Here is a 20,361-nt window from a genome sequence, read left to right on the forward strand (position 1 = left end):
GGTGTGCACGGCCCGCGGACGAACCGTGCACACCGACTGGTCGTCGTCCGTTGCTAGGCGATGGCGCTGGCCGGCTCGGTGCGGCGGTCCTGGGCGTCGGCAGCTGCGGTGCTGTCGGTGCCGTCGAGACCGATGACGCCGTAGTCCCAGCCCTTGCGCCGGTAGACGACACTCGGACGGTGGGTGTCGGCGTCGACGAACAGGTAGAAGTCGTGCCCGACGAGCTCCATGTGGTAGAGCGCGTCGTCGACGGTCATCGGGGCCGCTTCGAACACCTTCTCGCGGATGACGACGGGCGAGTAGACCTCTTCGGCGTCCTCACGCGCGGCTTCGTCCACGACGCTGATCGTCCCCGTCGCCACGTCCTCGATGAGCTTGGCGTCGGCCGGGACCACACCCATGCCGTCGAAGGCCGACCCCGACGCCTCGGCCACCGAGGTGGGACGGTGACGCCCACGGTGGACCTTCTTGCGGTCGCGTGCCCGACGCAGCCGTTCCGACATCCTGGCGAACGCCAGGTCGAACGCCGCGTACTTGTCCGATGCCGCCGACTCGGCCCGGACGAGCGGCCCGGGTCCGATCAGGGTCAGCTCGACGCGGTCCTCGCCCTGGCTGCTGCCGCTCTTCTCGTGGTGGCGGCTGATGCGCACCTCGAAGGCGAGGGCGCGGTCGGCGAGCACGTCGAGCTTGTCGGACTTCTGTTCGACGTAGGTGCGGAATCGATCGGTGATCCCGACGTTCCGGCCCGTGATCGTCACGTCCATGGCGGCTCCCATCCGTACTTCGGCGCGTCGCCTCCATCCGGCGATCTACGGCGCCTTGTCGCCACACGCTAGACCCGCAGACCATCGCGCGTCACGTCGGAACCGTGGTTCGCGAAGACACCCACCGGATGCACAGTGGACACCGGGCGTTCACCCGGCCGTCAGCGCTCGACACTGGCCGTCGCCACGCACCGCACCACCCGACCGCCGGCCGCCCGGACGGCCCGGACCGCCTCGGCCATGGTGACGCCCGTCGTGACGACGTCGTCGACCAGCACGACGTGCCGCCCGCGGACACCGACCGCGCGCAGGGTGCCGACCGTGGCGTCGACCCGCTCGAGCGCCGTCCGTTCCTTCTGTCCGCCACCACCGCCGCCCGTCCGGTCGGACACGGACCGCCGCGACCGGCGCAGTCGTCCGGTGCGGTGCACGCCGCCCCGCGCCAGCAGGAGCACCACGGTGTCGAACCCGCGGCGTCGACGGCCCCGGGGAGACGGAGGCACCCGGAGGACGCGGGTACCCGGCGGTGCTCCGGCGAGCGCCTGACGCACGAGCGCGGCCGTCGGTCGTCCGAGCGGTGTGGCGACGTCGACCCGCCCCCGGAGCTTGAGTTCGAGCAGCAGCGTGCGGACGAGCCCCTCGTACTCGAAGGCGGCATCGAGCCGGGCGCCGGCGACGAGCCGGACCCGTCGGGGTCGGGCGGCGAGGTCGGCGCGACACCGCCGACAGAGGGCCCGGTCGGGTGCCCCGCACCCCAGGCAGGCGACGGGCAGGAACAGCCCGACCACCGCGGCCACGGCGTCCGACCAGGGACGCGGTGGGGAATCGGTGTCGGGTCGGGGTGGCGGCGGTGTCGATGACATGCGCCGAGTCTGGTGGCCGGAGCCCACCGGACGGCGGCCGACCCCGGGGACGGTGGACGAGCCTCCGGTCCGGCGGGGTGTGGGGGACCAGCCGACGGGACCGGTCGTCAGCGCTGCGTGCCGAGCACCGAGGCCTTGATGCCGGTGCGGTCCCATCCGCCCCCGGCCGACTGCAGCACCTGGCCGTCGGACATCCGCAGCAGCAGCGCTCCCCCGCTGCCGCCGACGATCTGCTTCGCCGTGCCGTCCGGCTTCTGCAGGGTCGTCGCCTGCCCGCCGATGGTCGACCGGACGATGCTCGGCCCGCTGGCGGTCTGCCCGAGCGTCGCGACGTCGAGGTCGCTCACCCAGGTGGCACCGACCGCCGTGCCCGTTGCGGCCTGCAGACGGACCGGGGCACCGAGCGCGGTGGGGGCGCGGTCGGAGTCGCGGACGATCGCCATGACGTAGAGCGCCGGGCCTCCGTCCGTGTCGATCAGGGCGAGCGCCCTGGTCGAGTCGCGGGACACCTGGAACGACACGAGCTGGCCGTCCGGCAGCGTCGAGGTCACCTGGTGCTGCTCGCCGCGGAAGCTCCACGCGGTGATCGCCCGCGGGTTCGTGGACTGCGCCGTCCAGACGAACCCCTGGTCGTCGACGGACGGCGGGACGAGGTCCTGGCTCGAGGTGACGCGGACGGGCTTCTTGCCGCTCTGGACGACGAAGACCCCGTCGCCGTTGCGCACCGCGGCGTCGGTCCCGGCCGCGTTCAGGGACAGCGCGTCCGGGGTGAGTGCGGCGATCGCGTCGCCGAGACCACTGCCGAGCTTCGCGACGTCGCCGGTCCCGGGAGCGGCGTAGCCCACCCCGTCGGAGGACACCACGAGCGGCCTGGGGTCGACGTCGGGGTTGACCACCGCGCTCGTGCCGCTGGAGTCGGGGATCGAGAAGCTGCCGCCCTCGATGGTCAGCTCGACCGACGAGATCGTCGCGACCGAGGACAGGGACCGGGCGAGCTGCTCGCGCATCCGCACCTTGTCGACGGTGCTGGCCCGGAGCGCTTCGCTCGACAGGTCCACCTGGGCGCTGCCGTTGTCCACCGTCACCGCGTTCAGCGAGAGCTGCGTGCCCTCGGGGAACGACGACAGCACGGCACCCTTCATCCAGTCCGCCGGGCCGGCCAGCAGGGCGCTGACGATCCGCGTGCTGGTGGAGGACCTGGCGAGGAACCAGCGCTCGTCGGGGACCAGGTAGCGGTAGGTCGGGTCGTAGAAGTACAGCGCGTGGGGCTGGAACACCTGCCCGAAGCTGCCCGGTGTCAGGATGATGCCGTCGGGCGCGTAGCTGATCCGCCACTCGCCGTCCTGCTTCGTGAACTGGAACGTGAGCGTCGACGACGTCGGTCGGACCGCCTGGGTGTACTCGCCGTCGCTGTCCACCGTGGCACTCGCGGTGAGCGTGTAGGTCAGCTCGCGGTCCCCCACCTGTTCCACGTCGCCGTCCCCCTGCCGGATCGTGGTGCTCTGGCGCGGGTTCCACTTCTGGGCGAACCCATCGCTCAGGAACTCGCGGGCGACGGCGTAGTTGTCCTGCGCGCCGGTGGCGGCGTTCACGAACCCGCGCAGGATCGCACTCTGCGTGGAGCCGTCCTCGGGGGCGCTCGGCCGGTAGTCGACACCGGAGACCGACTCGTCCTTGAGGCTCTGGCCGGTGCGGACCGGACCGCCGGTGGGGATCGCCGCACAGGCGGACACGGCGACGAGCGTCAGGGCGGCGAGCGCCACCGCGAGGGCGCGGCGGACGGGGCGCGTGCGGACGCGTGCGGGGCGCGTGCGGACGGGTGCGGACGTGGCGGGGCGCGTGCGGCTCATCGGGTGGGCTCCTCTCGCGGGCCGTCGTAGGACTCGTCGAGCTCCGGCAACCGGATCGCACTCGTCGCGGTGGGTTCCTGCCCCTGCCGTGGGACGGTCAGCACGAACGCCGATCCCTCACCGAGCCGCGACCACACGTCGATGCGGCCCCCGTGCAGCTTGGCGTCGCCGAGGCTGATGGCCAGTCCCAGGCCGGTCCCGCCGATCGTGCGCTTGCGGCTGGGATCAGCCCGCCAGAAGCGGTCGAACACCCGCGTGGTGTCCTCGGCGGGCATGCCGACGCCGTGGTCCCGCACGGCGATGGCGACGGTCTTCGCGTCGCTGTCGACGACGACGTGCACGGGCTTGGCGTCCCCGTGCTCGATCGCGTTGCCGACCAGGTTGCGCAGGATCCGTCGGATGCGGCGGGCGTCGAGCTGCATCGTCGTGTGGCCCCCCGGCGTCGCCAGCCGGAGTTCCACGCCGGCGCGTTCGGCGAGCGGCCGGAACTCGTCGACGATGTCGGTGGCGAGTGCCGCGGGGACGACCGGTTCGGTCTCGAGCTCGACCGCCTGGGCGTCGTACCGCGAGATCTCCAACAGGTCGGACAGCAGCAGCTCGAACCGCTCGATCTGGTCGTGCATGAGCTCCGCCGAGCGACCCGCCGACGGTTCGAACGCGTGCCGCGCGTCGTACAGGACGTCACCGGCCAGGCGGATGGTCGTCAGCGGCGTCCGGAGCTCGTGGGAGACGTCGGACACGAACCGCTGCTGCACCCGCGAGAGCTCGGCGAGCTGGGTGATCTGCCGGCTGACGGCGTCCGCCATGCCGTTGAAGCTCCGAGCGAGGGTGGCGACGTCGTCCTGCCCGCGGACCGGGATGCGTTCGTCCAGGCGTCCGGCGGCGATCTTGCGGCTCGTCTCGGCAGCACCGCGGATCGGGACGACGACGAGCCGGACGACGAGGGACGTGACCAGGGCGATGAGCACGATGAGCGCGACGCCGCCGATCGACAGCGTCTGCGACACGAAGTCCAGGGTCTTCTGCGCGTCGGACAGGTCGTACACCAGGTACAGCTCGTACTGCCCGGCGCTCGGCACCTGCAGCGTCGACCCGACCGCGATCCCCGGCTCGCGCCGACCGCCGTCGTCGAGACGGACCGCCTGCAGGTGCAACCGCCCGGTGTCCTTGCCCACCTCCTTCCGGAGCGCGTCGGTGATGACCGCGTCGGGGAAGTACTGGCTCGCCCGGTTCTGCAGGGTCTGCGGCGTCGACTGGTTCGGGGACCGCTCGATCGCGATGCTCGTGCCGCCCGGGCTGGTCGTGTTCGACAGGATCGCGCGCTGCGCCTCGTTCTGCAGCGTCTCGAGTTCGGACTGGTTGTTGTCCTCGGCCGCGGTCGCCGCGTCGAAGATGCCCTGCGCGACGTTCGTCGCCCGAGCGGACTCCGCCTCGATCTGGTCGCGGCGCTGCGCGTACACGTTGCTCGAGATGCTCAGCATGACCGCGGTGCCGATCACGACCACCGCGAGTCCGGTCGTGGTGACGGTGATGGCCACCGACCGGAACATCAGCGATCGACGCCACAGGTACGCGACGGCGCGCCACCCGCGTCGGGCCCAGTGGCGCAACCGCCGGCGCACCTGGCCGAGGCCCGACGCACCGGACGTCGTCGGCGGCACGGTGCTCAGGCTCCCCCGGCGCGGTACCCGACGCCGCGGACGGTGGTCACGATGCGCGGGTTGTCCGGATCGTGCTCGATCTTCGCGCGGAGGCGCTGCACGTGGACGTTCACCAGACGGGTGTCGGCCTTGTAGTGGTAGCCCCAGACCTGTTCGAGCAGCATCTCGCGGGTGAACACCTGGTTCGGCTTCTCGGCGAGGGCCCGCAGCAGGTCGAACTCGAGCGGGGTGAGCGCGATGACCGCGTCACCGCGACGGACCTCGTGCCCGGGGACGTCGACCGTCAGGTCCCCGACGTTCAGGACGGTGGCGTCCGAGGCCGCCGGTCGCAGCCGCGTGCGGATCCGCGCGACGAGCTCCTTCGGGTTGAACGGCTTCACCACGTAGTCGTCGGCGCCGTTCTCGAGCCCGGCGACGACGTCCGAGGTGTCGCCTCGGGCGGTCAGCATGATGATCGGCGTGCCGCTCTCGGCGCGGATCCGACGGCACACCTCGATGCCGTCGATCCCCGGCAGCATCACGTCGAGCAGCACCAGGTCGGGCTTGGTCGCGTGGAAGGCGTCGACGGCGTCGTTGCCGTCGGCGCTGAACTCGGGCTCGTAGCCCTCGGAGCGGAGGACGATGCCGATCATCTCGGCGAGGGCCTGGTCGTCGTCGACGACGAGGATGCGCGGTGTCATGGTGATGGCTGCTCTTCGGTGGCGTGCGGACGTACCCGAGCGGGCACGTGTCGTTCACGATAGCCGAGGCCCCATCACGACGGGTTTTCCGCCAGGATGGACGTGTCCGCGTGTCCCAGCGCGGCCGACGTGAGGGGGCGGTCCGATGGCGAACGACGAATGGCGTGCACCCGGGGCGTCCGACGGTCCGGACGACCGACCAGGAGGCCCACGGCAGCCGCCGACGCAGCCGCCGTCCCAGGGCACACCAGCAGCCCCCGCATGGTCCGGCCAGCAGGGCTGGTCCGGGCAGCAGGCTCCGTCCGGCCAGCAGGGTCCGTCCGGCCAGCAGGGCCCGCCGCCGTCGCAGCGTCCGGTCATCCCGCTCCGTCCGCTCGGGTTCGGGGACGTACTGGCCGGAGCGTTCACCGTCTTCCGCCGGAACCCCCGCGTGCTGGTCCTGTGGGCGGTGCTGCTGTCCGGCGTGCTCGGGCTGGTATCGACCCTCGTGACGACGTTCGGGCAACGCTCGCTGCAGTCCCGGATGCTGTCGGCGTTCGACGGTGGGGACGACGGCACCAGCATCATCGCGGGCAGTCTGACCCTGTACCTGGTCCTGGCCACCGTGGTGCCCTTCCTGGCCTACCTCGGCCGCGGCTTCCTGGTCGCACCGGTCGCCGTGGACACCGGGCAGCGTGTGCTCGGACGTCGCGGCACCTTCCGCGGACTCTGGTCGCTGCTGGCCGGGCGCCGGTGGAGCGTCGTGTGGTGGATCCTGCTGCAGCTGGCGGCCGGCATCGTCGTCGCCGTGCTGTTCCTGCTGGTCGTCGTCGGGCTGGTCGGTGCCGTCTCCGCGAACAGCGGCGGCACGATCGCGGCCTTCGTGCTCGGCATCATCGGCATGGCGCTCGGGTTGTTCGTCCTGCTGGCGTTCCTGAGCACCCGGTTCGCCTTCACCGTCCCCACCATCGCGCTCGAGGGCCGCGGCGTGTTCGCGGCGGCCGCGCAGTCCTGGCGGCTCACGCGCGGCGCGTTCTGGCGCACGTTCGGCATCCTGCTGCTCGTGCAGATCGGGTTCGGCATCGCGGCGGGCATCGCGGGCATCCCCCTGTCGCTCGGAGCGAGCCTGGTGTCGGGGGTGTTCGACCCGCTCGGCCAGACGAGCACCGGACCGGGCGCGTCGGTCGGAGCGGTCGTCGCACTCGTCGTCGGCAGCCTGCTGGTGATCGCGGTGCAGTGCGTCACCGACGTGCTCAGCGCCGCTGTCACCACCTTCCTGGCGATCGACCGGCGCATCCGGACCGAGGCCCTCGACCAGCGCATCGCGTCGCACCTGGAGACCGGGTCGCCGAGTGACCCGTTCGCCCCGGCCGAACCCGTCGCACGCCCGCCGTGGGGCGGACCGCAGCCGAGCCAGCAGCAGTGGCAGCAGCAGCCGGGCCCGTGGCCGCAGCAGCCTCCGCAGCAGCAGTGGCCCCAGCCGCCGCAGCAGCCGGGCCCGTGGCCCCAGCAGCAGCCGCCGTGGGGACCCCCCGGTGACGGCGGGCGCGGATGACGGGCGTCGACCCGGACCAGGCTCGCCGACTGCTCGAACGCGAGCTCGCCAAGCAGGACTACAGCGGCGCCCACGTGACCTGGTGGGACCGTGCCTCGCGGTCGTTCCTCGACTGGCTCGGTTCGCTGCGCCCGGACGGGCTGGGCTCCGAGGGCTTCGGCCGCACGGTGCTGGTCATCGCCGTCGTGGTGCTCGTGGCGGTCGTCGTGCTCGTCGTCGTCGCGCGCGGTCTGCCCCGGCGTCGGGCGCGGCTCGCGGCCGAGGGTCCCGGCGGGGTCTTCGACGGCGACGACCAGCGCAGCGCCGCCACCATCGCGGCCGCAGCTCGCGCGGCACTGGCAGCGGGCGACCTCGACCGGGCCGTGCTCGAGGGCTACCGAGCGCTCGCGCGCGGCCTCGGCGAACGCGACCTGGTCCCCGACGTCCCGGGAGCCACGGCGCGGGCGATCGCCGTCCGTGCCAGCACGCCGTTCCCGGCGCTCGCCGATGCCGTGCACACCGCCGCGACGACGTTCGACCGGGTCCGGTACCTCGACGAGCACGCCGACGACGCCGCGGCCCGCCAGGTCCTCGAGACGACACGCGCAGTGCAGGACGCCCGACCGACACGAGTCGACGGTCCGGTGGTGCCCGCATGAGCGCGCCGACGGTCGCACCCCGACGCACCGACGAGCGGCCACACGACACCGAGAGCGCCGAGGCGCCGGTGCGGGCGGGCCGTGGACTGCGCATCGTGTCCTGGGTCGCGATCGTCCTGATCGGGGTCCTGCTCGCCGCGCTCACGGCGGCCATCGGCGGCGGCACGGGCCCGACGGACACACCGCTCGACCCGACCTCGACCGCGGCGAGCGGGTCCCGCGCGCTCGTCCGGGTCCTCGAGCAGCAGGGCACCGACGTCGACGTCGTCCACGACGCCGACCGGCTCGGCGCCGACCCCGGCACGGTGTTCGTCGACGACTCGGCCGGTGTGCTGGCCCCGTCGGTCGCCCGGCGCATCGCCCGCACCGTGCCCGACGTCGTGCTCGTGACGACGGACAGTGCCGTGCTCGAGGCCTTCCGCACGCGGGCCACCCCCGCCGCACAGGTCGAGTCGGACGACACCGTCAGCACCGCGTCGTGCGGCATCCCGGCAGCCGGCTCGGCGCGCCGGGTCTCGACCACCGGGGTCGCCTACAGCGCGCACGGGAGCGGAGTGGTGCGCTGTGCCCCCACCGGGACCGGGAGCGACCGGGCGTGGGGACTCGTCCAGGCGTCGACGCCTGCCGGTCAGGTCACCCTGGTGGGCACGACCGGTGCCTTCCGGAACGACTCGATCACGACCGCCGGCAACGCCGCCCTGGCGCTCGGACTGCTCGGTGGCGACGACCGGCTGGCCTGGTACGTCCCGACCGCGGGCAGCACGGACGCGGCGCCCTCGCTCGGCGAACTCGCACCGCTGTGGGTCCCGAGCGCGATCGCGCTGCTGGCAGCCGTGGCGGTCGCCGCCGGGATCTGGCGGGGCCGTCGGCTCGGCCCGCTCGTGGTGGAGCAGCTACCGGTCGTGGTCCGTGCGTCGGAGACCACCGAGGGTCGCGCTCGCCTGGCTGCGCGGACCCGCGACCGCACCCACGCCCTCGACACCCTGCGGATCGCGGCGGTCCGTCGCCTGGGTCGTGCGCTCGGGCTCCCCCGCTCCGCCCACGTCGACGAGGTCGTCCGACGGGTCGCGGCGGCCACCGGTCGTCCGGCCGACGCGGTCGGGGCCGTGCTCGTCGGTGGTCCGGCCACCGACGACCGGAGCCTCGTCGGCGGCGCGCGGGCACTGGACGAACTCGAGCACGCCGTGACGCGCGCCGTCGCCGGGGACGCACCACGGGCCTCCCGTCCGACCGACCACACGACCGGACCACCGCAGCCGGAACCGCCGACCGACCCCCGACCAGGAGGACGACCATGACCGACCTGCCCACCACCACCAGCACCACGGACCTGCGCGACGCCTTCGGCCAGGTCCGCGCCGAGGTCGGCAAGGCCGTCGTCGGGCAAGAGGGGGCGGTCTCCGGCATGATCGTCGGCCTGCTCGCCCAGGGCCACGTCCTGCTCGAGGGCGTCCCCGGCGTGGCGAAGACGCTGATGGTCCGCAGCCTGGCCGCCGCGATGTCGCTCGACACCAAGCGGATCCAGTTCACGCCCGACCTGATGCCCGGCGACGTCACCGGTTCGCTGGTCTACGACGCCTCGACGGGGACGTTCCCGTTCCGCCAGGGGCCGGTGTTCACGAACGTGCTGCTGGCGGACGAGGTGAACCGCACACCGCCGAAGACCCAGTCCGCCCTGCTCGAGGCGATGGAGGAACGCCAGGTCAGCGTCGACGGGTCCCCCAAGCCGCTGCCCGACCCGTTCTTCGTCGCAGCGACCATGAACCCGATCGAGTTCGAGGGCACCTACACGCTGCCCGAGGCCCAGCTCGACCGGTTCCTCATGAAGCTCACGCTCGAGATCCCGCCGCGGGACGTCGAGTGGCAGGTGCTCCGCCGCCATGCCGACGGTTTCGTGGCACGCGACGTCCGGTCGGCGGGCATCACCCCCGTGGTGGGTGTCGACGAGGTCCTCGCCGCACAGCGCGCCGTCCGCGCCGTCGGAGCACGCGACGACGTGCTGGCGTACGTGGTCGACCTGGCCCGTGCGACCCGCGCGGCACCGTCGGTGCGGGTCGGCGTGAGCCCACGCGGCGCGACGGCGCTGCTGGCCGCCGCCAAGGCCTGGGCGTGGCTGACCGGCTACGACGCGATCACGCCCGACCACGTGCAGGCCATGCTGCTGCCCGTGTGGCGGCACCGGATGCGGGTCGCCGCGGACGCCGAACTCGAGGGAATCGGGGCCGACGGCGTGCTGCAGCAGGTGCTCGAGCAGGTGCGGGTGCCGATCTAGTGGCGATCTCCGGGCGGTTCGTCGCGCTGCTCGCGGTCGCGATCGTCCCCACCGTGCTGCTCGGCAGCGGGTGGGGTGGTCTGGCGTGGGTCGGCGTGATGCTGGTCGCGGCGACCGCCGACGTCCTGCTGGCCGCAGACCTGCGCGCCGTCCGCGTCGAGCGCCGGATGCCCCGGCTCGCCCGGCGCGACACCACCGCCGAGGGCACGCTCGTGCTGGAAAACGACGGCCAGCGCCCCCTGCGCGCCCTGGTCCGCGACATGTGGGAGCCGTCAGCCGGGCACACCCCGAACCGGATCCGCCTGACCGTGCCGCCCGGCGAACGACGCACGGCGCGGATGCGGTTCACACCGTTCCGCCGCGGCCGTCGCCGGAGCGCCGGGGTCGCCGTGCGGGCGTTCGGTCCCCTCGGGCTGGCCGCCCGGCAGCGCGTCCTGGTCGCCCCGGCGGAGCTGGTCGTCACGCCGCCGTTCCGGTCACGCCGACACCTGCCCTCGCGGTTGGCCCGCCTGCGCGAGCTCGACGGTGAGACGACCCTGCAGCTGCGCGGGCACGGCACCGAGTTCGACTCGCTGCGCGACTACGTCCGCGGCGACGACGTGCGCTCGATCGACTGGCGGGCCACGGCGCGGCGGCAGGACCTGGTCGTGCGGACCTGGCGACCCGAGCGCGACCGCCGCGTCGTGGTCGTCGTCGACGCCGGTCGCGCGGGTGCGGGCCGGATCGGTGACGAACCCCGGCTCGACACCGCGATCGAGGCCGCGCTGCTCACCGGGGCCCTGGCCGCGGCGGCGGGCGACCGGGTCGACCTGGCCGTCGTCGACGACCGGGTCCGGGGCCGTGTGCACGGCGCCACCCGCGTGGACGTGGTGCAGCGGTTCGGCGAGACCCTCGCGCTCGCCGAGCCGGGCCTGGCGGCGACCGACTGGGCCGGGGTGCCGGCGCTCGTCGACGCTGTCACGACGCAGCGCTCCCTGGTGGTGCTCGCCACCAGCCTGGACTCCGTCGGCGCCTCGGGCGACCTGCTCGCGGTGCTCCCGACGCTGGCGCGGCGGCACGCCGTCGTGGTGACCGCGATCGAGGACCCGGCCGTGACGATGATGGCGAGCGCCGGCGGCGGCGCGGGGCGGGACGGGGGCGCCCCGGGCCTCCCGACCGCTGCCGGACGTGATGTCTACCGCCGGGCCGCCGCCGCACGCACGCTGCTCGATGCGGACGGCGTGGCCGACGTCGCCCGCCGCGCGGGCGCGGAGGTGGTCAGCGGCACGCCGGAACAGGTGCCGCCGCTGGTCGCGGACGCCTACCTGCGGGCCAAGGCGGCCGGGAGGCTCTGACCGGCCGCCGGCCAGGCGCGGGGTCAGGTCGTGCCGTTTCGCGCCCGGGTGCGGACGTCGCGCCCCGGTGCGCAGGGGCGCGACGTCACCCCGGGGGTGCGATCTACGGCGGACCGCTCAGCCGGCGACGATGGCCGACGCGCCACGCTCGAACTCCTCGACGTCGCCACGCTCGCCCGCCCGGGCCGCACGCCCGCCGATCACCCACTGGTAGTACAGGACGAGCGCCAGGGCCACGGTGCCGATGCCGATCTTCACGGGCCAGGGCCAGTCCTGCCGCGTCACGGTGCCCTCGACGATGCCCGAGAGCAGCAGCGTCAGCACGAGTCCGGCGGCGACGGCGATGAGCGCTCGACCGTCCTGCGCCAACGCGTCGGCGCGGGTCCGGGCACCGGGTGCGACCCACGACCAGAAGATCATCAGCCCCGCGCCACCAGCCAGGAAGATCGAGTACAGCTCGAGCTGCCCGTGCGGGGCGATGTACAGGAAGAAGTCGCCGAGCCGGCCCTGCGAGTGCATGATCGACGCCGAGACGCCGAGGTTCAGCGCGTTCTGCACGATCGAGTACGGCACGAACAGCCCCGTGATCCCGAACGCCACCATGCTCGCGGCGATGTACGCGTTGTTGGTCCAGACCTGCGCCGTGAACGCCCCGAGCCCGTGGGCGGAGTAGTAGTCGACGAAGTCCTGCGTGGCGTACTGCCGCAGCGCCGCATCGGTGCCGAACGTCGCCACCGCGCCGGGGGTGGTGCTGATCCAGACCGCAGTGATGCCGGCGATGGCGAACGTCGCCACGGCGACCCAGATCGTGACCCAGCGGATCCGGTGGAGCGCCGCGGGCAGCTGTCGGCCGAAGAACGTGGTCAGCACGGTCAGGGGGTCGGTCGGGGTCCCGGTGAACCGCAGCCGGGCGCGGTGCAGCGTCAGCGAGAGGCGGTCACCCGTGGTCGAACGGGGCGCGACACCGCGGATCCGCGCCAGGTCGGTCGCGGCGGACTGGTACCCGGCGACCAGGCGGTCGACGTCCTCGCCCGTGCGGGGCCGCCGCGCGGCCAGCGCGTCGAGGTCCTGCCACGCGTCGCGGTGCACCTCGGAGTACGCGTCCAGGTCCATGCGGCTCCCCCTCGTGCGCTGTGCGGTCCTTCCGCCAGTATGGTCCCATGCCGAAGCGATCGACGCCCCGTGACCTGACGGACGCCCGGTTCGTCCGGGCGCTCGACGACGCCGGGGACGAGCTCGTCGTCGGCGAGGCCGTGGCGCTCGACGTCCTGCCCGCCGGCATCGTGCTCCGCCTGGCCGCGGCGCTGCTCGACGGCCTCTGCCTGGTGGTGCTGTACGTGATGCTGCTGCTCGGGCTCGCCCGGCTCTGGCCGCGCGGGCTCGACGACGCGTGGCTGGCGGCGGCCCAGATCGCGTCGCTCGTCGTCGTGCTCGTGCTGGTGCCGGCGGCGGTCGAGACCGTCACGCGCGGCAAGAGCGTCGGCCGGTACGCGTTCGGCACCCGGGTCGTGCGGCTCGACGGGGGTGCGGTGTCGTTCCGGCACGCCGTCACCCGGGCCCTCGTCGGCCTGCTCGAGCTGTGGAGCACGTTCGGCTCGGTCGCGCTGCTGGTGGCACTGTTCGGGTCACGGCCCCGGCGGCTCGGGGACCTGCTCGCCGGCACGGTCGTGCAGCACGAACGCCTCCCCCGCACCCGCGACCCGATCGTGCTGATGCCGCCGACCCTGGCGGGGTGGGCCTCGGTCGCCGACGTCCGGGCGCTCCCCCAGGGTCTGGAGAACCGGCTCGGGGCGTTCTTCCGCGGGGCCGCGACGGTGCAGCCCGCGCTCCGCGACGCCACGGCCCGGTCACTGGCCGCCGAGGTCGCCGCCTACGCCCACCCGGTGCCGCCGGTGCCCGCCGAGGAGTTCCTGGCCGGTGTCGTCGCCCTCCGCCGCAGCCGCGATCGCCGGGCGTTCGAGACCCGCGCGCGGGTGCTCGCCGACGCTGCCGTCACCGCCACGGCCCGCCCGCCGGGCTTCCCGCGCTGACGCCGGGGCCGGCGTCGACGGGACCGGCCCGCCGTCAGTAGCGGTAGTGGTCGGGCTTGAAGGGGCCCTCGACGGGGACCCCGATGTAGGCGGCCTGCTCCGGGCGGAGGGTGGTGAGCCGGACGCCGAGCGCGTCGAGGTGCAGGCGCGCGACCTTCTCGTCCAGGTGCTTCGGCAGCACGTACACGCCGGTCGGGTACTCCGACCGCCGGGTGTGCAACTCGATCTGCGCCAGGACCTGGTTCGTGAACGAGTTGCTCATCACGAAGGACGGGTGCCCGGTGGCGTTGCCGAGGTTCATCAGCCGGCCCTCGCTGAGCACCAGGATCGACCGGCCGGTCGGCAGCCGCCACTCGTGCACCTGCGGCTTGATCTCGACCTTCTCGGCACCGGCCAACGACTCGAGCCCCGCCATGTCGATCTCGTTGTCGAAGTGCCCCACGTTCGCCACGATCGCCAGGTGCTTGAGCGCCAGCATGTCGTCGACGCCCACGACGCCGAGGTTGCCCGTGCACGTCACCACGATGTCGACCTGGTCGGCGACGTCGGCCAGCCGCGCGACCTGGTAGCCGTCCATCGCGGCCTGCAGCGCGCAGATCGGGTCGACCTCGCTGACGATGACCCGGGCACCCTGGCCGCGCATCGCCTCGGCGGCGCCCTTGCCGACGTCGCCGTAGCCCACCACGAACACGACCTTGCCGCCGATCAGCACGTCGGTGGCACGGTTCAGGCCGTCGGGCAGCGAGTGCCGGATGCCGTACTTGTTGTCGAACTTCGACTTCGTGACCGAGTCGTTCACGTTGATCGCCGGGAACTTCAGCTCGCCGGTGCGGAACAGCTCGTACAGCCGGTGCACGCCCGTCGTGGTCTCCTCGGTGACGCCCTGCACGTCGGCGGCGATCCGGGTCCAACGGTCCGGTGACGACGCGAGCGAGGCGGCGATCGTGTCGAGCACGATCCGGTGTTCGGCACTGGCGTCGGGGCCGGCGTCCGGCACACGACCGGCGGCCTCGGCGTCCGCTCCGGTGTGCACGAGCATCGTCGCGTCGCCACCGTCGTCGAGGATCAGGTTCGGGCCGGTCCAGGACGCCCCGGCCGCGGCGGCCTCGGCGCTCCAGTCGAAGATCCGGCTGGTGCACCACCAGTAGTCCTGCAGGGTCTCGCCCTTCCAGGCGAACACCGGCACGCCCGCGGGTGCGTCGGGGGTGCCGGTCGGCCCGACGGCGACGGCCGCGGCGGCTTCGTCCTGCGTGGAGAAGATGTTGCAGCTGGCCCACCGCACCTGGGCGCCGAGCGCCGTCAGGGTCTCGATGAGCACCGCGGTCTGCACGGTCATGTGCAGCGACCCGGCGATGCGGGCACCGGCGAGCGGCTGCGTGGGGCCGAACTCCTCGCGCAGGGACATCAGCCCCGGCATCTCGTTCTCGGCGAGTCGGATCTGGTGACGACCGGCCGCGGCGAGGCCGAGGTCGGCCACGCGGAACGGTGCGGCCTGGGTGTCGGTGGTCATGCCGCAAGTCTGGCACGGGCACCGTGCCGGGGGCCCCGGACTGCGCGGGATGACGGACAGGAGGCCCGTGGCGGGCCCGGCCCGTGCCTCCCGTCCGGCCGTGGCCCGGTCGCGGACCGGTCGTGGCCAGGTCAGTCGGCGGTGCGCTCCTCGCGCAGGGGCGCTCGGCGGATGACGTGCCAACCCTGCGGGACGCGCAGGCCGGCGGCGTGCCGTGCGCAGAGGTCGTAGCCGTGCGGCTCGACCCGGGTGGAGAGGGGCCCGACGACGACCATCGAGTCGCCGTAGTCGTACGTCAGGGTCGCCGATGCACTCGCGCCACACGCGACCTTGCTGCAGATCCGTACGTCCATCCCGACCTCGACCCTACCGGCCCGGCCCCGGGGCGCCCGCCGCGTACGATGTGGGGATGCGCCGCAAGCCCCGACTCGTCATCCCGGTCGACCGCGGACGGGGACGTTCCCGTCACGGTCGCGGCTCGCGGTCGAGCGTCACGGGGCCCGAGCTCGCGCCGATCATCACGCGGGCCGAGGCCTTCGACCGCATCGTCGGCGACACCGCCCACTACCTGCTCGGGCTGTGGCCGGAGGAACTGCACGGCGTGGTGTTCCAGGTGGCGGACATGCCGACCGACACCGCCGTCCCGGACGCCATGCCCCGGTGGCGGGTCGAGCACGACGAACGCCGTGTGACGGTGTTCCGGATCCCGGTCGAGCGGGTCACCCGGTCGCCGGAGAAGGACGACACCGATCGTCGGGTGATCGTCGAGACCGCGGTGTTCCGCGCCGTCGCCGAGCTGCTCGACAAGGACCCGTGGGACCTGGCGCCGGACCGCTACCGTCACTGGTGACGACGCGGTTCCGGGCCGGAGAGCTCCGCCGTGTCCGCCCCGCGCGGGACGACGGCGTCGCGGGTCAGGGGTAGACGCGCAGGGGGGTCGAGACCTCGCTGGCCGGCCGGACCGGGAACCCAGCGACCCCGTCGCGTCCGGAGTAGGTCACCCCGACCGAGAGTCCGCGCGCTCCGGTGATGACGAGCTGCTTCGACGTCGGCACGGACACCGACGCGGTGGACTGCGACGGCACCTCGACGCGCTGTCGGTCGTCACCGGAACGGATCGTGACCTGGGCGTCGCGCGTGGTCGGGTTGACCAGGTTCATCCGGCTGGTGTCCCCGGGGGCGACCGCCGTGATCACGCGGCTGCCGAGGGGCTCGGCCGATGCGAACCACCCCACGTCGGTCGCGCCGTCCTCGGTCGGGGTCGTGGTGCGCGCACCCGTGACGACCGGCTCGGTGGAGCTCACGGTGAACGAGTACCGACCGTCGGGGAAGTCGTCGAGCGCGACGTCGGTGACGACACCCGGCTCGGCGGTGGTGTTCACGGTCGTGCCGCCGCCGTCGGCCGTGGTGATGCCGAGGGTGACCCGCGCCGCGGTCGTGCCCGGCACGAAGATCCGGACGACGGGCGCGGCGTCGGCGGTGTCGTCGCCGCGCTGGGACTCCTGCGCACCCCGCAGTGCGACCGCGGGGATGACCTGGTTGCGTGACGGTGCGGCGCCGCCCGAGACGATGTCGAACCCGCCGGGGGTGAGTGTGCGCACGACGCTCTCCTGCAAGTGGGCGACGATCTGCCCGCCGGACGAGGTGACGTGCACCACCGTCGAGCCCTGGTCCGAGACGAAGCCGGACAGCGGCACGACCTTCTGCGAGTTCGGTGCGACGACGATGCCCGTCGTGCCCGGGGCGCTGACGGAGCCGGTCGCGTCGTAGATCGCCAGGTCGACCGTCGCGTTGACGTCCGTCGGGTTCGACAGCGTGATCAGGCTGGTGCGCCCGGTCTCGGTGGAACCGCCCACCAGCCAGGTCGACGGCGACGGGTCGTCGCAGGACGCTGCCGCGATCCCGACCAGGTCGCCGTCGGAGACGCTCTGGTAGCTCGACCCGGCGACCTGCGGGGTGGTGTCCCCCGCGGGCGCGGTGAGCAGGGTCGGGTCACTGCTGCCGGTCGATCCGGCCTGCAGGTCGGTCCGGTCGACGGTCTGCCCGGTGGTCGCCGTCGCGATCGTCGGGCGGCCCACCGTGCTGGCCGTGGTCGCGTCGTTGCCCGACTCGTCGGAGAGCCGCAGGGCGCTGCCGGCGCAGACACGCTCGGCGTCCGCGGGCACCGGCGTGACGGTGCGGCCGGCGGGGCGACCAGGGGTCTCGGTGGTGCCGAGCGTGTGCGCGGCGGCGATGGTGCCCGCCGCGACGACGACGGCGATCGCGGTGGCCGTGCCGCGGAGGACCCAGCGGCGAGCGGTGGAGGTCATTCGTCGCGCTCCTCGTCGAAGGTGGTGGCGGGTTCGTCGGCCTCGAGGACGTTCGAGGTGGCGCGGCGTCGGCGCGGTGCGGTCGGCACGGCGAGCAGTGCCGCTGCGCCGAACACCACCCCGAGCACGACCAGGTACAGCGCGTGGGTCGCCTTCGACGCGCTGGAGCCACCGCCCGTGCGGTCGACCGTGCCGTCGTAGTGGAACAGCTGGCCGTTCGTGGTGTCGCCGATGCTGGTGAACCGGGCGTCCTGCCCGATCGCACCGGCAGCACGGTCGTGCACCTGCTGGGCGAGTGCGTCGTCCGAGGCGTCGTCGAGCAGCACGAAGCTGATGCCGAGCTCGCGGAGCGCGGGTTCCGGGTCGTAGCCGCTGCGGCTGGCCAGGTTGCCCGCGAGCGTCGCCAACCGCGACCCGGACGGGCTCAGCGACAACGCGGTCGCGTCGAGCGTCGACTGGTCGTCGAGGGTGGACCCCTGCCCACGCTCGAGCGACACCGCGAGGGAGCCGTCCGACTGCGGTTCGACGACGAGCGTGCCGACGTCGGGGTTCGCCTGCGCCTCGGCGTTGACGTACGCGCTGAGCACGCGGCCGGTGGTCGGCTGGATGACCGCGGTGCCGAGGTAGAAGGCCGCGAAGGCCGGCGCGACCGCGACCCCGGCGAAGACCGTCGCGACGAGGCCGACCACGGGCGCCTGGCGTGGCACGGTGTCCACGCCGATGCAGGCCGCGACGACGATCGCGAGCCAGTACACGCTGAGCCCGCTGCCCGGCCAGACGATCGTGGTGGTCGACCCGACGCCGGTGACGGTCACGTGGGTCGCGGCGAAGGCGGTCGCGAACCCGAGCAGCGCCGCGAGCAGCGCCGTGCCGGCGACCGACCAGCGGTGCCCGAGCACCGCACCGATCGCGGTCGCGGCGATGGGCAGTGCCAGGACGGCCAGGGCGACGGGGAGCGCCGCGGCGACCAGGTCGAGCGGGGAGCTCGCCGACAGCCAGCCGTTCCAGTCGGGCAGGGGCTGCCCGATCGCGAGTTGCAGCGCCGAGGGCGCCCGGGTGGCCGAGGGCACGCCCGGGTCGGCGAAGACGCCGAGCAGGTTGCCGCGGGCGACCTGGGTCAGGACGAGCGGGACGAACAGCACCGCGGCCGGCACGGGGATGAAGACCCGGCGGTGCGCGTGACGCCATCCAGCAGCCAGCGCGACGAGCCACCCGATCAGCAGGACGGGCAGCAGCGACGGAGCACTCGCTGCGACGGCGGCGAACAGCAGCGCGGCGCCCGAGGCCGAGGCCCACGACCGGTGCGCCTCGAGCACGGTGAGGAACAGCCACGGCAGCAGCACGTGGGCGATGACCGCGCCGAGGTGCCCCGTGGTCACGGCACCGACCAGCGTGGGAGCGATCGTGTAGAGCGCCGCGCCGATGACGGGCACCCACATGCGGGTGGTCAGCTTCCGCACGACGAACCACGCGCCGAGCGCGGACACCGGGAACGCCAGCAGCACGACGACCACGACGGCGGTCGACGGCGACCAGAACACGATCGAGCCGAGCACCGCGAGCACCGCGGCGAAGGGGTCGCTCGGCCCGGTGAACCCCGTGCCCAGCGAGTGCCAGCCGTAGCCGACGTTCTGCCACAGCTGCGCGACCGAGGTCGACAGCGGCAGCAGACCCCCGCCGGTCAGCGCCGGCGAGCCGAGCAGCGGGAAGAGCGTGACGACGCTGAGCAGGGCGGCCGCCAGCACGACCCAGATGCCGCCGTCGCCCAGGAACGACGCGCGGGCCAGCGGTGCGTCCTCGACCCGCGCGAGTTCGACGTCGCGCGAGGTCGTCCGCCGCTCGTGCACCCGCCGCCAGCTGATGCGCAGGGGTTCGACCGCGGCCCACCCGAGGCGCTTCGAGCGCGCGAGTGCCGTGCGGGACCGCGCGGTGCCACCGCCGAACGCGACCGCGAACGCCGCGGCGAGTTCGCCGGACACGGCGGCCGGGTGCTTCGCGACGAGGTGCCCGACCGCGCGTCCGACCGCGAACGGCACGAGCGTCAGCCAGTGCAGCCACAGCAGGCCGGCGGGCGCGTAGGTCATGCGACGGTGCAGCTGCGCCTGACGGTGCAACCGGACCCGGCGGGCCTCGGACACGCGCTTGCGGCCGAACTCCTCGATCGGGCCGGCCGTCGTCGCGCGGGCGTCCGGGACGACGGCGACACGGTGGCCGGCGAGGCGGACGCGCACGCAGAAGTCCAGGGCGGCGTCCACGTCGGGCAGCGCGGGGTCGAAGCCGCCGAGCACCTTCCAGACCGAACGACGCACGAGCATGCCGCCGGCGGCGACGGCCATCACGTCGGTGTTCCGGTCGTGCTGGCCCTGGTCGAGCTCGTCCTGCACCAGGACGAGCGACCGGCCGAACCGGGTCATGCTCTCGCCGAACGCCCGGATGCGGGACGGGTCGTCGACCGCGGTGAGCTTCGGGCCGGCGACCGCGACGGACGGAGCGATCTCGACCGCGGCGAGCATCTCGGCGAGCGCGGTCGGCGCGGGCGCGTTGTCGTGCCCGACGAGCCAGAGCCACTCGTCGACGGACTCGTCCGACTCGGGGTGCGGTGCGGCCTGTTCGCCGACGGCGACCGCGTCGCCGAACGACCGTCCGGCGGGGATGCGCGTCAGCTGGGCCGAGCCGCCGAACTCGAGTTCGGCGGTGGAGCCGTCCGTGGACCCGACGTCGACGACGACCAGGTTGTCGGGGTGGCGGGTCTGGCTCGCGAGGGCTGCCAGGGTCCGGTCGAGGTGGTCGGCCCCGTTCGCGACCACCAGGACGGCTGTGACACGGGGCTGAGCGGAACTGGGCTGCATGACGGGCGTCACTCTACGGTCTGGAGGCTCGGCACCGGCCCGCCGTGGCGGCGCGCCGTGAACCTGT

Annotated in this window: 17 protein-coding genes; 7 read left to right on the forward strand and 10 right to left on the reverse strand. The window is 73.6% G+C overall.

What is annotated here, in order from left to right; all coding sequences use genetic code 11:
* Window positions 1–53: 53 nt before the first annotated feature.
* From hpf to mtrA, 5 genes are all read right to left on the reverse strand, one after another.
* Complete coding sequence (gene hpf, locus MT346_RS03965; protein WP_243561509.1) at window positions 54–764, reverse strand: ribosome hibernation-promoting factor, HPF/YfiA family; 711 nt, start codon at window positions 762–764, stop codon at window positions 54–56.
* A 161-nt stretch (window positions 765–925) separates the two neighbouring features.
* Complete coding sequence (locus MT346_RS03970) at window positions 926–1,627, reverse strand: phosphoribosyltransferase family protein (RefSeq protein WP_243561510.1); 702 nt, start codon at window positions 1,625–1,627, stop codon at window positions 926–928.
* 107 nt (window positions 1,628–1,734) lie between these two features.
* Complete coding sequence (locus tag MT346_RS03975; protein WP_243561511.1) at window positions 1,735–3,477, reverse strand: LpqB family beta-propeller domain-containing protein; 1,743 nt, start codon at window positions 3,475–3,477, stop codon at window positions 1,735–1,737.
* Window positions 3,474–5,138, reverse strand: a complete 1,665-nt coding sequence (mtrB, locus tag MT346_RS03980; protein WP_243561512.1) for an MtrAB system histidine kinase MtrB — start codon at window positions 5,136–5,138, stop codon at window positions 3,474–3,476. Before mtrB ends, MT346_RS03975 begins: the two co-directional genes overlap by 4 nt.
* A 5-nt stretch (window positions 5,139–5,143) precedes the next feature.
* Window positions 5,144–5,818, reverse strand: coding sequence for an MtrAB system response regulator MtrA (gene mtrA / locus MT346_RS03985; protein WP_243561513.1), 675 nt, complete (start codon window positions 5,816–5,818; stop codon window positions 5,144–5,146).
* A gap of 145 nt (window positions 5,819–5,963) precedes the next feature.
* On the opposite strand from mtrA, the gene MT346_RS03990 reads away from it, so the two are divergent.
* The 5 genes from MT346_RS03990 to MT346_RS04010 are packed head-to-tail and all read left to right on the forward strand — an operon-like array spanning window position 5,964 to window position 11,596.
* Window positions 5,964–7,352 carry a glycerophosphoryl diester phosphodiesterase membrane domain-containing protein gene (locus tag MT346_RS03990; protein ID WP_243561514.1) on the forward strand — a complete coding sequence of 463 codons (1,389 nt, stop codon included), beginning with the start codon at window positions 5,964–5,966 and terminating at the stop codon, window positions 7,350–7,352.
* A complete protein-coding gene (locus MT346_RS03995; RefSeq protein WP_243561516.1) occupies window positions 7,349–7,990 on the forward strand; it encodes a DUF4129 domain-containing protein in 642 nt (213 codons plus the stop codon). The genes MT346_RS03990 and MT346_RS03995 overlap by 4 nt, the downstream gene beginning before the upstream one ends.
* The gene (locus MT346_RS04000; protein WP_243561518.1) at window positions 7,987–9,288 is read left to right on the forward strand and encodes a DUF4350 domain-containing protein; all 1,302 of its coding nucleotides are present in this window, start codon (window positions 7,987–7,989) and stop codon (window positions 9,286–9,288) included. Before MT346_RS03995 ends, MT346_RS04000 begins: the two co-directional genes overlap by 4 nt.
* A complete protein-coding gene (locus tag MT346_RS04005; protein WP_243561520.1) occupies window positions 9,285–10,262 on the forward strand; it encodes a MoxR family ATPase in 978 nt (325 codons plus the stop codon). Before MT346_RS04000 ends, MT346_RS04005 begins: the two co-directional genes overlap by 4 nt.
* Window positions 10,262–11,596: a DUF58 domain-containing protein gene (locus MT346_RS04010; protein WP_243561521.1), complete on the forward strand. Its 1,335-nt coding sequence runs from the start codon at window positions 10,262–10,264 to the stop codon at window positions 11,594–11,596. The genes MT346_RS04005 and MT346_RS04010 overlap by 1 nt, the downstream gene beginning before the upstream one ends.
* A gap of 117 nt (window positions 11,597–11,713) precedes the next feature.
* Here the strand turns inward: MT346_RS04010 and MT346_RS04015 are convergent, their stop codons facing one another.
* Complete coding sequence (locus MT346_RS04015) at window positions 11,714–12,709, reverse strand: stage II sporulation protein M (protein ID WP_243561523.1); 996 nt, start codon at window positions 12,707–12,709, stop codon at window positions 11,714–11,716.
* Window positions 12,710–12,756: 47 nt separating this feature from the next.
* On the opposite strand from MT346_RS04015, the gene MT346_RS04020 reads away from it, so the two are divergent.
* The gene (locus tag MT346_RS04020; protein ID WP_243561524.1) at window positions 12,757–13,626 is read left to right on the forward strand and encodes an RDD family protein; all 870 of its coding nucleotides are present in this window, start codon (window positions 12,757–12,759) and stop codon (window positions 13,624–13,626) included.
* A 34-nt stretch (window positions 13,627–13,660) separates the two neighbouring features.
* Here the strand turns inward: MT346_RS04020 and ahcY are convergent, their stop codons facing one another.
* Together ahcY and MT346_RS04030 are read right to left on the reverse strand one after the other, a co-directional pair.
* Window positions 13,661–15,136, reverse strand: coding sequence for an adenosylhomocysteinase (gene ahcY / locus MT346_RS04025; RefSeq protein WP_243561525.1), 1,476 nt, complete (start codon window positions 15,134–15,136; stop codon window positions 13,661–13,663).
* 131 nt (window positions 15,137–15,267) lie between these two features.
* Window positions 15,268–15,489 carry a DUF3499 family protein gene (locus MT346_RS04030; RefSeq protein ID WP_243561526.1) on the reverse strand — a complete coding sequence of 74 codons (222 nt, stop codon included), beginning with the start codon at window positions 15,487–15,489 and terminating at the stop codon, window positions 15,268–15,270.
* A 56-nt stretch (window positions 15,490–15,545) separates the two neighbouring features.
* Here MT346_RS04030 and MT346_RS04035 point away from each other — a divergent pair, with 56 nt between their 5' ends.
* Window positions 15,546–15,986: a metallopeptidase family protein gene (locus tag MT346_RS04035; RefSeq protein ID WP_243561528.1), complete on the forward strand. Its 441-nt coding sequence runs from the start codon at window positions 15,546–15,548 to the stop codon at window positions 15,984–15,986.
* A 64-nt stretch (window positions 15,987–16,050) separates the two neighbouring features.
* Here MT346_RS04035 and MT346_RS04040 read toward each other — a convergent pair whose 3' ends face one another.
* Together MT346_RS04040 and MT346_RS04045 are read right to left on the reverse strand one after the other, a co-directional pair.
* Window positions 16,051–17,445, reverse strand: a complete 1,395-nt coding sequence (locus tag MT346_RS04040; RefSeq protein WP_243561529.1) for a DUF5719 family protein — start codon at window positions 17,443–17,445, stop codon at window positions 16,051–16,053.
* A complete protein-coding gene (locus tag MT346_RS04045) occupies window positions 17,442–20,294 on the reverse strand; it encodes a glycosyltransferase family 2 protein (RefSeq protein ID WP_243561531.1) in 2,853 nt (950 codons plus the stop codon). The genes MT346_RS04040 and MT346_RS04045 overlap by 4 nt, the downstream gene beginning before the upstream one ends.
* Between the last annotated feature and the right edge of the window lie 67 nt (window positions 20,295–20,361).

The sequence above is a fragment of the Curtobacterium sp. VKM Ac-2922 genome, from assembly GCF_022815645.1.
Lineage (GTDB): Bacteria > Actinomycetota > Actinomycetes > Actinomycetales > Microbacteriaceae > Curtobacterium.

Excerpts from the sequence above, each read along its gene's own strand:
- hpf (WP_243561509.1), bottom strand. The coding sequence starts at position 764 with ATGGACGTGACGATCACGGGCCGGAACGTCGGGATCACCGATCGATTC.
- MT346_RS03970 (WP_243561510.1), bottom strand. The coding sequence starts at position 1,627 with ATGTCATCGACACCGCCGCCACCCCGACCCGACACCGATTCCCCACCG.
- MT346_RS03975 (WP_243561511.1), bottom strand. The coding sequence starts at position 3,477 with ATGAGCCGCACGCGCCCCGCCACGTCCGCACCCGTCCGCACGCGCCCC.
- mtrA (WP_243561513.1), bottom strand. The coding sequence starts at position 5,818 with ATGACACCGCGCATCCTCGTCGTCGACGACGACCAGGCCCTCGCCGAG.
- MT346_RS03990 (WP_243561514.1), top strand. The coding sequence starts at position 5,964 with ATGGCGAACGACGAATGGCGTGCACCCGGGGCGTCCGACGGTCCGGAC.
- MT346_RS03995 (WP_243561516.1), top strand. The coding sequence starts at position 7,349 with ATGACGGGCGTCGACCCGGACCAGGCTCGCCGACTGCTCGAACGCGAG.
- MT346_RS04000 (WP_243561518.1), top strand. The coding sequence starts at position 7,987 with ATGAGCGCGCCGACGGTCGCACCCCGACGCACCGACGAGCGGCCACAC.
- MT346_RS04005 (WP_243561520.1), top strand. The coding sequence starts at position 9,285 with ATGACCGACCTGCCCACCACCACCAGCACCACGGACCTGCGCGACGCC.
- MT346_RS04015 (WP_243561523.1), bottom strand. The coding sequence starts at position 12,709 with ATGGACCTGGACGCGTACTCCGAGGTGCACCGCGACGCGTGGCAGGAC.
- MT346_RS04020 (WP_243561524.1), top strand. The coding sequence starts at position 12,757 with ATGCCGAAGCGATCGACGCCCCGTGACCTGACGGACGCCCGGTTCGTC.
- ahcY (WP_243561525.1), bottom strand. The coding sequence starts at position 15,136 with ATGACCACCGACACCCAGGCCGCACCGTTCCGCGTGGCCGACCTCGGC.
- MT346_RS04030 (WP_243561526.1), bottom strand. The coding sequence starts at position 15,489 with ATGGACGTACGGATCTGCAGCAAGGTCGCGTGTGGCGCGAGTGCATCG.
- MT346_RS04035 (WP_243561528.1), top strand. The coding sequence starts at position 15,546 with ATGCGCCGCAAGCCCCGACTCGTCATCCCGGTCGACCGCGGACGGGGA.
- MT346_RS04040 (WP_243561529.1), bottom strand. The coding sequence starts at position 17,445 with ATGACCTCCACCGCTCGCCGCTGGGTCCTCCGCGGCACGGCCACCGCG.
- MT346_RS04045 (WP_243561531.1), bottom strand. The coding sequence starts at position 20,294 with ATGCAGCCCAGTTCCGCTCAGCCCCGTGTCACAGCCGTCCTGGTGGTC.